Here is a 14,541-nt window from a genome sequence, read left to right on the forward strand (position 1 = left end):
CTCAGGCCAGCAGCTCCACCTCCGCCAGGGTCGACCCGCCGTCCAGGACCAGGCGGTAGCGGCTGTACGTGCCCGGCGCGGCGATGGTGAAGGCGCGGGTCTGCCGGTCCCAGGCGAACGTCTCACCGGTGCGGTGGTCCAGGGTCCGCCACGTCGTGCCGTCGGTGGAACCCTGGAGGGTCCAGCCGGACGGCGCGGTGGTGTGGTCGGCCCCCGAGGTCAGCGTGTACTGGACGGGCCGTACGGCGCCCGGGGCCGGCAGGTCGGCGGAGGTGAGCGTCGCGCTCGTCGCCGAGGTGTCGTCGAAGAGCGCCCCGGTGCCCTTGAGGACGTCCGAGCGGGGCTCGGGCACCTGGTCGCCGCGGGTGATCGAGACCGGCGCCGCGTTCTCGCCCGTGCCCCAGGCCGACGGCTCCGGGCCCATGGCGAAGTCCAGCACCCCGCCCCTGGCCAGCAGCGAGTGGGGGAGTGCAGTCGACGTCCAGGAGCGGCCATTGACCCTGAGCCCCTGCACATAGACGTTCTTCGCGCTGTTGCGCGGGGCCCGCACCACCAGGTCCCGGCCGTTCTCCAGGTGCACGGTCGCCTTCTTGAACAGCGGGGAGCCGATGGCGTACTCGCCGCTGCCCATCACCAGCGGGTAGAAGCCGAGCGCGGAGAACAGGTACCAGGCGGACTGCTCGCCGTTGTCCTCGTCGCCGTGGTAGCCCTGCCCGATCTCGCTGCCGGTGTACAGCCGGGACAGCGCCTCGCGCACGTACGCCTGCGTCTTCCACGGCTGGCCGGCCGCGTCGTACATGTACAGGACGTGGTGCGCGACCTGGTTGGAGTGGCCGTACATGCCCATCCGGACGTCCCGGGCCTCGGTCATCTCGTGGATGACACCGCCGTAGGAGCCCACGTAGTCCGGGGAGGCGGTCTCCGGGGTGGCGAAGTAGGCGTCGAGCTTGTCGGCGAGGCCCTGCCGGCCGCCGTACAGGTTGGCCAGGCCCCGGCTGTCCTGCGGGACGGTGAAGGCGTAGCCCCAGCCGTTGGTCTCGGTGTAGTCGTGGCCCCACACCCGCGGGTCGTACTTCGCGGAGTCCACCCGCCAGCCTCCCTTGGCGTCCCGGCCCTGGAAGAAGCCCGCCTTGCCGTCGAACAGCCTCACGTAGCCGCGGGCGCGGTCGAGGAAGTACCGCGACTCCTCCCGGTAGCGGCTCTCGCCCGTCTTCCTGTACAGCGCCTCGCCCATCTTCGCGATGCCGTAGTCGTTGACGTAGCCCTCCATCGCCCAGGACAGGCCCTCGTGGGTGTCGGTCGGGGTGTAGCCGAGGAAGGGGGAGACGGCCATGCCCTTGCGGCCCACGCCCGGCGCGGGCGGGACGACGGTGGCGTTCTTCACGGCCGCGTCGTACGCCGCCCTCGCGTCGAACTTCACGCCCTTGACGTAGGCGTCGGCGAAGGCCACGTCCGAGGAGGTGCCGGTCATCAAGTCCGCGTAGCCCGGGGAGGACCAGCGGGAGGTCCAGCCGCCGTCCTTGTACTGCTGCACGAACCCGTCGGCCAGCTCCCCGGCCCGAGTGGGCGTCAGGAACGAGTAGGCGGGCCAGGTGGTGCGATAGGTGTCCCAGAAGCCGTTGTTGACGTACACCTTGCCGTCGACGATCTTCGCGCCGGTGTGCGTGGGGGTGTCCGGGCCCGGCATGGGGGAGAACGGGGAGGCGTAGCGGTCCTTGCCGTCCACCTTCTCGAAGCCGGAGTTGGGGTACAGGTACAGCCGGTACAGACCGGAGTAGAGCGTGGTCAGCTGGTCCTCGCTCGCGCCCTCCACCTCGACCTTGCCGAGCAGTTCGTCCCAGGCGTGCCGGGCGCGCGCCTTCACGGTGTCGAAGGACGTGCCCGCAGGGATCTCCCGGCGCAGGTTCTCCCGTGCCTGGTCGACGCCGATCAGCGAGGTCGCCAGGCGCAGGGTGACGGTGCGGTCGGCGCCCGCGGCGAACCGCAGATAGCCCTTCACCCCGCTCGCCGCGCCGTCCGTCACCGGCTTGTCGAACTCGCCGTACACGAACAGCCGGGTGGCGCCCGTGGACAGGCCCGACTTCACGTCCGAGTAACCGGTGACCCGCCCGTGCTCCTCGTCGAGGGTCAGCCCGGCCTGCTCGGTGACGTTGTCGAACAGCACGCTCGCGTCGTCGCCGGGGTAGGTGAAGCGCAGCACGGCCGCGTGGTCGGTCGGCGTCATCTCGGCCTTGAGGCCGTTCTCGAACCGGACCCCGTAGTAGTGGGGCCGCGCGGTCTCGTTCTCGTGCCGGAAGGCCAGTTCGCGTGCTTCGCGGCCGGTGTCCGGGGTGCCGGCCGCGGCCGACGGCATCACCTGGAAGGTCTGCCGGTCGCCCATCCAGGGGCTCGGCTCATGGCTCGCGCTGAACGCCTGGATCGTCGGCAGGTTGTCCGCGTTGTTCGCGCGCGCGTACTCGTACAGCCAGCTCAGCGAGGACGCGTTGGTCACCGGCGTCCAGAAGTTGAAGCCGTGCGGCACGGCGGTCGCCGGGAAGGTGTTGCCGCGCGAGAAGCTGCCGCTGGAGTGGGTGCCCCGGGTGGTCAGCGCGTAGTCCGCCAGGTGTGCCTTCGGCTTGGCGGGCGCCACCGGCCTCAGGGACACGTCGTCCAGCCAGCCGCGGAACTTCGCCGGGCCGTCCGGGGAGTCGTAGGCCACCAGGATCCGGTCGACGGTCTTCCCGGCCGCCACCGATCCGATCCGCGCGGCCACGTTGTTCCACTGGTTGACGTACAGCGCCTTCGACGCGCCCTGCCCGCGCGGGGAGAGCGGGAAGCCGTGCTGGTCCAGGGCGCCCAGGTCGCTGAGGTGGGTGCCGTCGGTGAAGGCCAGGTCGACGCTGACGTTGGTGGCGTCGTAGTCGCGGTCGCCGTCGGCCATCGACGGGAAGATCCGGTACGCCAGCTCGGTGTCGCGGCCGACCCGCACGTTCACGTCGAAGACCTTGTTGGAGGAGTAGGCGCGGCCGTCCGCGGTGTGCCGGCCGGCGTAGCGCAGGGCACGCTTCCCGGTGAAACCGGCCCGCGCCTTGGCGGTCGGGGAGCCGCTGGGACCCTTGTCCACCAGGGTCAGCATGTCCTGCGGCACCGGCCCGCCGCCGCCTCCGGTGGAGAACTGCACATCGGCGAGCTGGAGGATGTCCGGGGCGCCGTTGTTGCGCGTCACCTCCAGCCGGAAGTGCTGGTAGACGGCCGGTTCGGCCAGGTCGTACGACTTGGTCAGATACCGCTCGGAGAAGGTCTCGCCCGATCGGGTGTCGAGCGTCGTCCAGTGCGTGCCGTCGGCGGAGCCCTTCAGGGTCCAGTCCCTCGGGTCGCGTTCGGCGTAGTCGTTGGCCGAGGTGAGCGCGTACGTCCGGAGCCCGACCGGCTTGTCCAGGTCGAACTCCGCCCAGCCGGACGGCTCGAAGGTCAGCCACTTGGTGCCGGGCTCGCCGTCGGCCAGGTTCTCCTTGACCTCGCCGGCGCCCGCGTTCTCGCCGCCCGCCCGGACCTCGGTGACATGGTCGGTCACATTGCCCGGGATGCCGGTGCTGTAGCCGCCGTCGACGCCCGCCGCCCGCTTGCTCCCGTCCGGGCCGGTGTCCACGGTGTTCAGCCAGTCCGGCGCCGGCTCGCCCGCCTCGAACGAGGACGCGAACTCCCGGTCGGGCACCGCGGGCCGGGCCGGCAGGGCGACCGCCGCGCCCTGCGCGCCGACGGCCATGACAAAGGCGGCCGTGAGGACGGCCGCCGGACCCCATCTGTGCCGAGTTCTCCGCTGCATCTACGGATTTCCCCTCCTGCGCCCCTTCGGACAACGTTGTCAGCTGCGGGCGCAGGAACCAGTAGGTGGTCAAGTGGCCCGTGATGTCAAGGGTGTTGACTGTGGCATTCAGGGAGTAATGTCGCGAATTTTTCCTGCGCGGCACGTGTCGCGGGCTCATATTTCCGGCAGGTCTCAACTCGGAAAAGACCCATGGGGAACCCTGCACTCGATCTTGTCCGCCGGGGTCAAGTGGACTATACCTGTCGGCATTTCCCGCACGACCCTGCACGACCCGACCTGCGGTGCCGGCGAGGATCCGGTTCACCGCCTGAGTCCTGGAGAAGGCGAGGACTTGAGCATGGGATCCACTGCGCACCACCGTGCCGAAGGTGTCGGCCGCCGCGATCTGATCAAGCGCTCGGCGGCGCTCGGTCTGATCGCCACGCCGGGGATGGGCCTGCTGTCCGCCTGCGCCAGCAGCGGCGGTGACGGACAGGACAAGGCGAAGCAGGGCAAGAAGACCGCCAAGAACCCGCTCGGTGTCAACGACACCGCCGGGCTGGAATTCGTCCTCTTCGACGGTGGCTTCGGCAAGGAGTACGCCGAGGACGCGGTGAAGATCTACGAACACGACTTCCCCAAGGCCGAGGTGAAGTTCGCGGCCACCCAGAAGATCCAGTCCACCCTCCAGCCCCGCTTCAACCAGGGCACCCCGCCGGACCTCATCGACAACTCCGGCGCCGAGCAGATGGACATGGGCGTCCTCGTCGGCAAGAACCAGCTCGCCGACCTCACCGCACTGCTGGACGCGCCGTCGTACGACGACCCGGGCAAGAAGGTCCGCGACACACTGCGCCCCGGCATCGTGGAGATGGGCCAGTTCGACGGCGACCCGGTCTGGATCCTGTACTACGCCTACACGGTGTACGGCGTCTGGTACTCGCAGAAGGCCCTGGACTCGCTGGACGCGGCGTACCCGGAGACCTGGGACGACATGCTCGCGCTGTGCGCCAAGGCCAAGAAGAAGGGCATCGCGGGCTGGACCTACGCGGGCAAGTACCCGTACTACATCCCCTTCTCGCTGTACCCGATGATCGCCAAGGTCGGCGGGCGCGAGGTGCTCGACGCCATCGACAACCTCGAGCCGAACGCCTGGAAGCACCCCGCGGTCAAGGCATGCTTCGAGGCCTACTACGAGCTGTACAAGAAGGGCTACATCCTCCAGGGCACCCCGGGCCTGGACCACATCCAGTCGCAGACCGCGTGGGCCAAGGGCAAGGCGCTGTTCCTGCCGAACGGCTCCTGGGTGGAGAACGAGTCGGCCAACGTCATCCCGCCCGACTTCGGCCTCGCCGTCTCCGCGCCCTCCGGCCTCGACGCCTCCGACAAGCTGCCGTTCGGCACCATCTGGGCCTCCGGCGGCGAGCCCTTCATCGTCCCGGCCAAGGCGAAGAACGCCGAGGGCGGCATGGAGCAGCTGCGCATCATGCTCTCCGAGGCGTCCTCGAAGAACTTCACCGCCAAGGTGAAGTCGCTGACCGCGTTCAACGGCGGCACCTCGGGCATCACCCTCACCCCGGGCCTGAAGTCGGGTGTGGCGGCGCTGGAGAAGGCCGGGAGCAACGTGGTGAATCCCCGGCTGCAGGACTGGTACGTGCAGTTGCAGAAGGAGAAGATCGGGGTGTCCGGCCTCGGCGAGATGATGGCCGGCCGGCTCACCCCCGCCGAGGCGATCAGGAAGATCCAGTCGTTCGCCGACGAGGCGGCCAAGGACTCCTCCATCAAGCACTACAAGCACCAGTAATCCGGCACCCTGACAGCACCGGAGTGGCGATGCGGCACGGCAAATACCGGTTCATCGTGGGGTTTCTGGCACTGCCCCTGGGACTGTACGCGCTCTTCGTGGTGTGGCCGTTCATCCAGTCCATCTACTACTCGTTCACGGACTGGACGGGCCTCAGCCCCGATTTCGAGATGGTCGGGTTCGACAACTACGAAAGGATGCTCGACGACGACATCTTCTGGAAGTCGTTGCGGCACAGTCTCCTGTTCGCTCTGGTGCTGCCGGTGGTGACACTCGCCCTGGCGCTGTTCTTCGCCTTCATGATCAATGTGGGCGGCCGGCGGAGGAAGGGCGGCCCCGCCATTTCCGGGGTGCGGGGCTCGGCCTTCTACAAAATCGTCTATTTCTTTCCGCAGGTCCTGTCGATCGCGATCGTCTCGCTGCTGTTCGCCTTCGCGTACAACCCGGACAGCGGAGCGATCAACTCGCTGCTGCGCGGCATCGGCCTCGACGGCGTGCAGCCGCTGTGGCTGGGCGATCCGAACCTCGCCCTGTGGTGTGTGATGGCGGTGCTCGTGTGGTCCACGGTCGGCTTCTTCGTGGTCCTGTTCTCCGCGGGCATGGCCTCGATCCCGGCCGAGCTGTACGAGGCGGCGCTGCTGGACGGCGCGAACCGGGCCACCACGTTCTTCCGCGTCACCCTGCCGCTGCTGTGGGACACCGTGCAGTCCGGCTGGGTCTACCTGGGCATCCTCGCCCTCGGCGCGGAGTCGTTCGCCGTCGTGCAGATCATGACGACCGGACCGGGCGGACCGGACTACTCGACCACCGTGATGGTCCTGTACGTGTACCAGAAGGCGTTCCGGGACGGTCAGGCCGCGTACGCCACCACCATCGGCGTCGCCCTGCTGGTCGTCACGCTCGCGTTCGCGGCGATCGTGATGCGGCTGGGCCGTCGCGAGCGGCTGGAGTTCTGAACCGATGAAGACGACCGAGACCCCCGCCCCGCCGCCGGCCGAGTCCGGCGCCACGGTCCACAAGACGGACCGGCACCCGGCCGCGCGCCGGCCCTCCGGCCGGCAGCGGGAGGGGACCGTCCTCAACGTCTTCTCCCACGGCGTCCTCGTGATCTGGGCGATCATGGTGGTGATGCCGCTGGTGTGGGCGGTGATGACCTCCTTCAAGGACGACGGCTCCATCTTCGGCTCGCCCTGGTCCCTGCCGGACCGGCTGCACTTCGACAACTGGGCCCGGGCCTGGACCGACGCCCATATGAGCGACTACTTCCTGAACACCGTCCTGGTGGTCGGCGGCTCGCTCGTCGGCACCCTGGTGCTCGGCTCGATGGCCGCCTATGTGCTGGCCCGGTTCGACTTCCCGGGCAACCGCTTCATCTACTACCTGTTCGTCGGCGGCATGAGCTTCCCGGTCATGCTCGCGCTGGTCCCGCTGTTCTACGTCGTGAACAACATGGGCCTGCTGAACACGATCCACGGCCTGATCCTGGTCTACATCGCCTACTCGCTGCCGTTCACGGTGTTCTTCCTCACGGCGTTCTTCCGCACCCTGCCCACCTCGGTGGCGGAGGCGGCCTTCGTGGACGGCGCTTCGCACACGCGTACGTTCTTCCAGGTCATGCTGCCCATGGCCAAGCCCGGCCTGATCAGCGTGGGCATCTTCAACTTCCTCGGCCAGTGGAACCAGTACATGCTGCCCACGGTCCTGAACACCGACCCGGACAAGAAGGTGCTCACCCAGGGACTCGTCCAGCTCGCGGTCAGCCAGGGCTACAAGGGCGACTGGTCCGGTCTGTTCGCGGGCCTGGTCATGGCGATGCTGCCGGTGCTCGCGGCGTACATCGTCTTCCAGCGGCAGGTGGTGCAGGGACTGACCGCGGGGGCGCTGAAGTAACCCCGGGCCGGGCGGGCGGGGCCACACCCCGTGATTGCTCGTGCGCACACCGTCCCGGCGGATCCGGGGCGGTGTGCGCCGCCGTGCCCGGGTGCCCGGAAACGGTTCAACCTCTTGACGTGAGTCGCCCCGAACGGCTCAGCTTAGAGTTCACTAGTTGGACATACACGGGGCCTCGCCGAAGCGGCCCCGCGCTCAGGAGGTCGTCGTGGAGACTCCAGGGTCGCAGTCGTCACTGCACCGGGCCAACCTGGAGCGGGTGGTCCGGGCCGTACGACTGGCCGGGTCCCTCACCCAGGCGGAGATCGCGCGGACGACCGGGCTGTCCGCGGCCACCGTCTCCAATATCGTGCGGGAGCTGAAGGACGGCGGCACCGTCGAGGTCACCCCCACGTCGGCGGGCGGGCGGCGGGCCCGCAGCGTCAGCCTGAGCGGGGACGCCGGCATCGTGATCGGAGTCGACTTCGGGCACACCCATCTGCGCGTCGCGGTCGGCAACCTCGCCCACCAGGTGCTCGCCGAGGAGGCCGAGCCGCTGGACGTCGACGCCTCCGCCGACCAGGGCTTCGACCGGGCCGAACAGCTGGTCAACCGCCTCGTCGCGGCGACCGGCGTGGACCGGACCAAGGTGGCCGGCGTCGGCCTCGGCGTGCCCGGCCCGATCGACGTCGAGTCCGGCACCCTCGGCTCCACCGCGATCCTGCCCGGCTGGGGCGGCACCAAGCCCGCCGAGGAGCTGCGCGAGCGGCTCGGCGTACCCGTGCACGTGGACAACGACGCCAACCTCGGCGCCCTCGGCGAGCTGGTCTGGGGCAGCGGCAAGGGGGTGCGCGACCTGGCCTACATCAAGGTCGCCAGCGGTGTCGGCGCCGGCCTGGTGATCGACGGCAAGATCTACCGGGGCCCGGGCGGCACGGCCGGCGAGATCGGGCACATCACCCTGGACGAGTCCGGCCCGGTCTGCCGCTGCGGCAACCGCGGCTGCCTGGAGACCTTCGCGGCGGCGCGCTATGTGCTCCCGCTGCTCCAGCCCAGCCACGGCCCCGACCTGACCATGGAGGGCATCGTCCGGCTGGCCAGGGACGGGGACCCGGGCTGCCGCCGGGTGATCGCCGACGTCGGCCGTCACATCGGCAGCGGAGTGGCCAACCTCTGCAATCTGCTGAACCCGAGCCGGGTGGTCCTCGGCGGCGACCTCGCCGAGGCCGGGGAGCTGGTGCTCGGACCGATCAGGGAGTCCGTCGGCCGCTACGCCATCCCCAGCGCCGCCCGTCAACTGTCCGTTCTCCCCGGGGCACTTGGCGGCCGGGCCGAAGTCCTCGGCGCGCTCGCCCTCGCCCTCAGCGAGATGGGTGATTCCACCCTTTTGGACGGAGCCCTGCAGGTCACGGCGCCTGCCTTCACTTAGAGAACGGATGGCACCGTTGCCATCTCGTTAAGGATTTACTTCTTGACGTCGCACGTGTGGCCGAGTTGACTTCCAGCCACCTCGGCCGCAACGACGCGGCCTCGTCAGGGAGGTTTCTCAAGTGAACGCACGTATGCGTCGTGCCGCCGTTGCCGTTGCCGCCGGTGCGATGGCCGTCTCGCTGGCCGCCTGTGGCAGCGCCAAGGAGTCGAAGGGCAACGACGACTCTTCCTCCGCGTCGTCCGCCAAGAAGGGCGACGACATCACGGTCGGTCTGCTCCTTCCGGAGAACAAGACCGCGCGGTACGAGAAGTTCGACCGGCCGCTGATCGAGAAGACGATCGGCGAGCTGACCAACGGCAAGGCCAAGGTCGAGTACAACAACGCCCGTCAGGACGCGAACCTGCAGGCCCAGCAGGTCGACACGATGATCACCAACAAGGTGGACGTCCTGATCATCGACGCGGTGGACGCCAAGGCCATCCAGAACTCCGTCAAGAAGGCCGTGGACCAGGGCATCAAGGTCGTCGCCTACGACCGCCTCGCCGAGGGCCCGATCAGCGCCTACACCTCCTTCGACAACGTCCAGGTCGGCAAGACCCAGGGCGAGGCCCTGCTGAAGGCGCTGGGCGGCAAGGCCACCAAGTCCTCCAAGATCGTCATGATCAACGGCTCGGTGACCGACCCCAACGCCAAGCAGTTCAAGGACGGCGCGCACTCCGTCCTGGACGGCAAGGTCACCATCGCCAAGGAGTACGACACCAAGGAGTGGGCGCCGGACAACGCCAACTCCGAGATGGAGGCGGCGATCTCCGCCGTCGGCAAGAAGGACATCGCGGGCGTCTACTCCGCCAACGACGGCATGGCCGGCGGTATCATCACCGCCCTGAAGGCCGCGGGCCTGAAGGTGCCGGTCACCGGCCAGGACGCCGAGCTGGCCGGTGTGCAGCGCATCGTCACCGGCGACCAGTACATGAGCGTGTACAAGTCGTACCCGCAGGAGGCGGAGACCGCGGCCAAGATGGCCGTCGCGCTCGCCAAGGGCGAGAGCCTGGACTCCATCGCCAAGGACAAGGTCTCCAGCGCCAGCGCCAAGGACATCCCGTCCGTGCTGGTCCCGGTCGTGTCCCTCACGCAGGACAACATCAAGGAGACCGTGATCAAGGACGGCATCTACACCGTCGACGAGATCTGCTCCGGCAAGTACAAGGCCGCCTGCGACAAGCTCGGCCTGAACAAGTAAGCGGCACCCGGTCCCTTCCCGGCCGCCGGGCGTTCGACCTCTGAACGCCCGCGGCGCGGACGACGGCCGGCCGCCTCCTCGCTCCTCCGGCGCCCCGGCGCATTCACACAGCCCCGCAAGCTCGGCCCGGGGCGCCGGACGGAACTCCCTCCCCCCAAACTTCTGCACAACCTCCCGCCGGGTCAGGCGGCGAAGGAGATGGTTCACGTGTCCGCTACGCCCGTGCTGGCGTTGCGCGGGGTCTCCAAGCGGTTCGGTGCCGTTCAGGCGCTCACCGACGTAGAGCTCGAGATCCACGCCGGTGAGGTGGTCGCCCTGGTCGGCGACAACGGCGCCGGAAAGTCCACGCTGGTCAAGACGATCGCCGGCGTCCACCCCATCGACGAGGGTGCCATCGAATGGAATGGCAAGCCCGTGTCGATCAGCAAGCCGCACGACGCCCAGGCCCTGGGCATCGCGACGGTCTACCAGGACCTCGCGCTGTGCGACAACATCGATGTCGTCGGCAACCTCTTCCTCGGCCGTGAGCTGAGGAAGTGGGGCGTGCTGGACGAGGTCGAGATGGAGCGCCGCGCCCGCGAGCTGCTCACCACGCTGTCGATCCGCATCCCCAGCGTCCGCATCCCGATCGCCTCGCTCTCCGGCGGTCAGCGCCAGACCGTGGCCATCGCCCGTTCCATGCTCGGCGACCCCAAGCTGGTCATCCTGGACGAGCCCACCGCCGCCCTCGGCGTCGAGCAGACCGCCCAAGTGCTCGACCTGGTCGAGCGGCTGCGCGAGCGCGGCCACGCCGTCATCCTCATCAGCCACAACATGGCGGACGTGAAGGCGGTGGCCGACAAGGTCGCCGTCCTGCGCCTCGGCCGCAACAACGGCGTCTTCGAGGTCAAGACGACCTCGCAGGAGGAGATCATCTCCGCCATCACCGGCGCCACCGACAATGCCGTGACCCGCCGTGCCGCGCGCACGTCCAGCGCGAACGGGGAGGCTTCCCAGTGAGCATCGACAAGACCTCCGCCACCGAGCCCGGCAAGACGTCCGCACAGGACGCGGCCCCGGTCGAGAACCCCGAGGCCGCCGCGGCCGCGGTCACCGCCGTCGACCCGCGCCTGCTGGTGCAGGAAGAGGGCCTGCTCGGCTACTGGAACGAGTTCAAGCGCAAGATGAAGGCCGGCGAGCTGGGCTCCCTGCCGGTCATCGTGGGCCTGGCGATCATCTGCGTGATCTTCCAGGTGCTGAACTCCAACTTCCTGTCCGCGCAGAACATCAACGACGTGACGATCACGATGGTCGGCACGGGCATGATCTCCGTCGGCATCGTCTTCGTGCTGCTGCTCGGCGAGATCGACCTCTCGGTGGGCTCGGTCAGCGGCGCGGCCAGCGCCCTGATGGCCGTCCTCGCGGTCAACCAGGGCTGGCCCGAGTGGGCCGCCGTCCTCCTCGCCATCGCCGCGGGCCTCGCCATCGGCGCGCTGCACGGCTTCTTCTTCGCGGTGCTCGGCGCCCCCGCCTTCGCCGTCACGCTGGCCGGCCTGCTGTTCTGGCTCGGCTTCATGCTGAAGGTGCTGGGCGAGGACGGCACGATCAACCTGGACGGTGAGGGACTGGTCGCCAAGCTGACCACGTACTACTTCTCCGACATCGCCGCCGCCTACGGGCTCGCCGTGGTCGTGGTCGCGGTGTTCTTCGTCACCTCCTTCCTCGGCAACCGCCGCCGGGAGGCCGCGGGCATCCCCGCCCGGCCGCTGAGCGACACGGTGCTGCGCACGGTGCTGCTGGCCGTCGTCGCCTTCGCCGCCGCCTACATGTACAACCAGTACAAGGGCCTGCCGCTGGCCACGGTGATCTTCCTGGTGTTCCTGGTCGCCACGGACTTCCTGCTGCGGCGCACCACCTACGGGCGCAAGATCTTCGCGCTCGGCGGCAGCGTCGAGGCGTCCCGGCGCGCGGGCATCAACGTCACGGCGGTGCGGATCTCCGTCTTCGCGATCTCCGGCGGGTTCGCCGCGATCGGCGGCCTGTTCCTGGCCTCGAAGATCGCCTCGGCCAACCAGAGCGCCGGCACCGGCGACCTGCTGATGAACGCCATCGCCGCGGCCGTCATCGGCGGCACCTCGCTCTTCGGCGGACGCGGCCGGACCTGGAACGCCCTGCTGGGTGTTCTGGTGATCGTGTCCATCCAGTACGGTCTCCAGCTCCAGTCCATCGCGGAGCCGGTGAAGTACATGATCACCGCCGCCGTTCTGCTGACCACCGTCGTGATCGACTCCATCACGCGCAAGACGCAGAAGACCGCGGGTCGCGCCTAGCGCCCGCCCGCTCGCCCCAAGGGGCGCGGACGACCGCGTACCGGCCCGTCGTGGCCGGTCCCGCGGCCGACCGCGCCCCTTCGGGATGCCCGTCGGGCCCGGCATTAGACTCGGGCGGGCCCGGCAACAGCTCGATCAGCTCTAGTTCAAGGAGGCACGGGTGCCGCTGCTGACCCGCATCAGGGGACCGCGCGATCTGGACCGGCTCAGCCTGGAGGAGCTGGACCAGCTGGCAGAGGAGATCCGTACCTTCCTCGTCGACGCTGTCTCCAAGACCGGCGGCCACCTCGGTCCGAACCTCGGTGTGGTGGAGCTGACCATCGCCCTGCACCGGGTCTTCCACTCGCCCGAGGACAAGGTGCTGTGGGACACCGGCCACCAGTCCTACGTGCACAAGCTGCTCACCGGCCGGCAGGACTTCTCCCGGCTGAAGATGAAGGGCGGCCTGTCCGGCTACCCGGCGCAGGCCGAGTCCGAGCACGACGTCATCGAGAACAGCCACGCCTCGACCGTGCTCGGCTGGGCCGACGGCATCGCCAAGGCCAACCAGCTGCGCCGGCGGGACGACCACGTCGTCGCCGTCATCGGTGACGGCGCGCTCACCGGCGGCATGGCCTGGGAGGCGCTGAACAACATCGCCGAGGCCAAGGACCGCCCCCTCGTCATCGTCGTCAACGACAACGAGCGCTCCTACGCCCCGACCATCGGCGGCCTCGCCAACCACCTGGCGACCCTGCGCACCACCGACGGCTACGAGCGCTTCCTCGCCCGGACCAAGGACATCCTCGACCGCACCCCGGTCGTCGGCAAGCCGCTGTACGAGACCCTGCACGGCGCCAAGAAGGGGCTGAAGGACTTCATCGCCCCGCAGGGCATGTTCGAGGACCTGGGCCTGAAGTACCTCGGCCCGATCGACGGCCACGACATCGAGGCGCTGGAGTCCGCGCTGGCCCGCGCCAAGCGGTTCGGCGGCCCGGTGATCGTGCACTGCCTCACCGAGAAGGGCCGCGGCTACCAGCCCGCCCTCCAGGACGAGGCCGACCGCTTCCACGCCGTCGGCAAGATCCACCCGGACACCGGGCTGCCGATCAGCTCCTCCGGCGCCGACTGGACCTCGGTCTTCGGCGAGGAGATGGTCAGGCTCGGCGAGGAGCGCGAGGACATCGTCGCGATCACCGCCGCCATGCTCCAGCCGGTCGGCCTGGACAAGTTCGCCAAGCGCTTCCCCGACCGGGTCTACGACGTCGGGATCGCCGAGCAGCACGGCGCCGTCTCCGCGGCGGGCCTCGCCTACGGCGGGCTGCACCCGGTCTTCGCCGTGTACGCCACCTTCCTCAACCGCGCCTTCGACCAGGTCCTCATGGACGTGGCCCTGCACAAGTGCGGGGTGACCTTCGTGCTGGACCGGGCCGGGATCACCGGCACCGACGGCGCCTCGCACAACGGCATGTGGGACATGTCGATCCTCCAGGTGGTGCCCGGGCTGCGGCTGGCCGCGCCGCGCGACGCCGACCAGGTGCGGGCCCAGCTGCGCGAGGCCGTCGCCGTCGAGGACGCGCCGACCGTGGTGCGCTTCTCCAAGGGCGCCGTCGGCCCCGCCGTACCCGCCGTGGGCCGGGTCGGCGGCATGGACGTCCTGCGCGAGCCCGGCACCGACCGCCCGGACGTGCTGCTGGTCTCCGTGGGCGCCCTCGCCCCGATGTGCCTGGAGATCGCCGCCCTGCTCGACCAGCAGGGCATCTCCACCACCGTGGTCGACCCGCGCTGGGTCAAGCCCGTGGACGAGGCCATGGCCCCGCTGGCCGAACGGCACCGGGTCGTCGTCACCGTCGAGGACAACAGCCGGGTCGGCGGCGTCGGCTCCGCGATCGCCCAGGCCCTGAGGGACGCGGGCGTGGACGTACCGCTGCGCGACTTCGGCATCCCGCCGCGCTTCCTCGACCACGCCTCCCGCGCCGAGGTCATGGCCGAGATCGGGCTGACCGCGCCCGACATCGCCCGCCAGGTCACCGGGCTGGTCGCCAAGCTCGACGGCCGGTTCGAGCGCCCGGCCGACGCCGTGGACTCCGTGGAGCCCGCGCGCGACTAGCGGAAGCCCGC

The 14,541-nt window shown here is 69.4% G+C and carries 9 protein-coding genes; 8 read left to right on the forward strand and 1 reads right to left on the reverse strand.

Going from position 1 to position 14,541, the window contains the following annotated elements; genetic code table 11:
- Position 1: 1 nt before the first annotated feature.
- Positions 2–3,805: a GH92 family glycosyl hydrolase gene (locus tag HB370_RS30325; protein ID WP_208974457.1), complete on the reverse strand. Its 3,804-nt coding sequence runs from the start codon at positions 3,803–3,805 to the stop codon at positions 2–4.
- Between the two features lie 340 nt (positions 3,806–4,145).
- On the opposite strand from HB370_RS30325, the gene ngcE reads away from it, so the two are divergent.
- The 8 genes from ngcE to dxs all read left to right on the forward strand — a co-directional run bounded on the left by ngcE (position 4,146) and on the right by dxs (position 14,530).
- Complete coding sequence (gene ngcE, locus HB370_RS30330; RefSeq protein WP_030777630.1) at positions 4,146–5,591, forward strand: N-acetylglucosamine/diacetylchitobiose ABC transporter substrate-binding protein; 1,446 nt, start codon at positions 4,146–4,148, stop codon at positions 5,589–5,591.
- Between the two features lie 29 nt (positions 5,592–5,620).
- Positions 5,621–6,547: a sugar ABC transporter permease gene (locus HB370_RS30335; RefSeq protein ID WP_030777633.1), complete on the forward strand. Its 927-nt coding sequence runs from the start codon at positions 5,621–5,623 to the stop codon at positions 6,545–6,547.
- A gap of 4 nt (positions 6,548–6,551) precedes the next feature.
- On the forward strand, positions 6,552–7,481 hold the full coding sequence (locus HB370_RS30340; protein ID WP_030777635.1) for a carbohydrate ABC transporter permease: 930 nt from the start codon (positions 6,552–6,554) through the stop codon (positions 7,479–7,481).
- 208 nt (positions 7,482–7,689) lie between these two features.
- A complete protein-coding gene (locus HB370_RS30345) occupies positions 7,690–8,889 on the forward strand; it encodes an ROK family transcriptional regulator (protein ID WP_030606849.1) in 1,200 nt (399 codons plus the stop codon).
- Between the two features lie 133 nt (positions 8,890–9,022).
- On the forward strand, positions 9,023–10,132 hold the full coding sequence (locus HB370_RS30350; protein ID WP_030777637.1) for a sugar ABC transporter substrate-binding protein: 1,110 nt from the start codon (positions 9,023–9,025) through the stop codon (positions 10,130–10,132).
- 198 nt (positions 10,133–10,330) lie between these two features.
- A complete protein-coding gene (locus tag HB370_RS30355) occupies positions 10,331–11,131 on the forward strand; it encodes an ATP-binding cassette domain-containing protein (RefSeq protein WP_030777639.1) in 801 nt (266 codons plus the stop codon).
- A complete protein-coding gene (locus HB370_RS30360; RefSeq protein WP_030777641.1) occupies positions 11,128–12,441 on the forward strand; it encodes an ABC transporter permease in 1,314 nt (437 codons plus the stop codon). The genes HB370_RS30355 and HB370_RS30360 overlap by 4 nt, the downstream gene beginning before the upstream one ends.
- Before the next feature lie 160 nt (positions 12,442–12,601).
- Entirely contained in the window at positions 12,602–14,530 is a 1,929-nt protein-coding gene (gene dxs / locus HB370_RS30365; RefSeq protein WP_030777649.1) for a 1-deoxy-D-xylulose-5-phosphate synthase, read from the forward strand.
- Positions 14,531–14,541: the final 11 nt, after the last annotated feature.

It is taken from the genome of Streptomyces sp. DSM 40868, assembly GCF_011820545.1.
Classification (GTDB): Bacteria; Actinomycetota; Actinomycetes; order Streptomycetales; family Streptomycetaceae; genus Streptomyces; species Streptomyces eurythermus.

What these genes read in the sequence shown, in the direction of transcription:
- HB370_RS30355 (WP_030777639.1), top strand. Translation starts at nt 10,331, where the DNA reads ATGGTTCACGTGTCCGCTACGCCCGTGCTGGCGTTGCGCGGGGTCTCC.
- HB370_RS30335 (WP_030777633.1), top strand. Translation starts at nt 5,621, where the DNA reads ATGCGGCACGGCAAATACCGGTTCATCGTGGGGTTTCTGGCACTGCCC.
- HB370_RS30325 (WP_208974457.1), bottom strand. Translation starts at nt 3,805, where the DNA reads ATGCAGCGGAGAACTCGGCACAGATGGGGTCCGGCGGCCGTCCTCACG.
- HB370_RS30350 (WP_030777637.1), top strand. Translation starts at nt 9,023, where the DNA reads ATGCGTCGTGCCGCCGTTGCCGTTGCCGCCGGTGCGATGGCCGTCTCG.
- ngcE (WP_030777630.1), top strand. Translation starts at nt 4,146, where the DNA reads ATGGGATCCACTGCGCACCACCGTGCCGAAGGTGTCGGCCGCCGCGAT.
- HB370_RS30340 (WP_030777635.1), top strand. Translation starts at nt 6,552, where the DNA reads ATGAAGACGACCGAGACCCCCGCCCCGCCGCCGGCCGAGTCCGGCGCC.